The sequence below is a fragment of the Verminephrobacter aporrectodeae subsp. tuberculatae At4 genome (assembly GCF_000193225.1).
Lineage (GTDB): Bacteria > Pseudomonadota > Gammaproteobacteria > Burkholderiales > Burkholderiaceae_C > Acidovorax > Acidovorax aporrectodeae.
In genome coordinates, this window is the sequence record NZ_AFAL01000652.1 from 1 (window position 1) to 315 (window position 315).

Sequence of the window (315 nt, forward strand, 5' to 3'; positions counted from 1 at the left end):
TGGCCGGCGTGACCAACGCCGCAGCCGGCCGAGTGGCGACTCCCGCACGCGCCAACTACAGCGTGGACACGCGCGACACCCAGCGCCCCCACTCGCGACCATCACGCTGGCCGACACCGCGCTCACCGCGGGCGAAACCACCACCGTCAGCATCCGCTTCAACGAACCCGTCACCGGCTTTGACGCCAGCGACGTCGTGCTCACCGACGCCAACGGCACGCTGGGCGCGCTCACGCCGAACGCCGAGCGCACGCTCTGGACGGCGACCTTCACGCCCACGGACAAGGTGGGCGATGCGACGAATACGATCAGCGT

At 70.2% G+C, this 315-nt stretch carries 1 protein-coding gene; it reads left to right on the forward strand.

All coding sequences use genetic code 11. From position 1 onward, the window contains the following. The coding region (locus VTU_RS33875; RefSeq protein ID WP_010107304.1) for an Ig-like domain-containing protein at nt 1–315 on the forward strand (315 nt) is incomplete at both ends.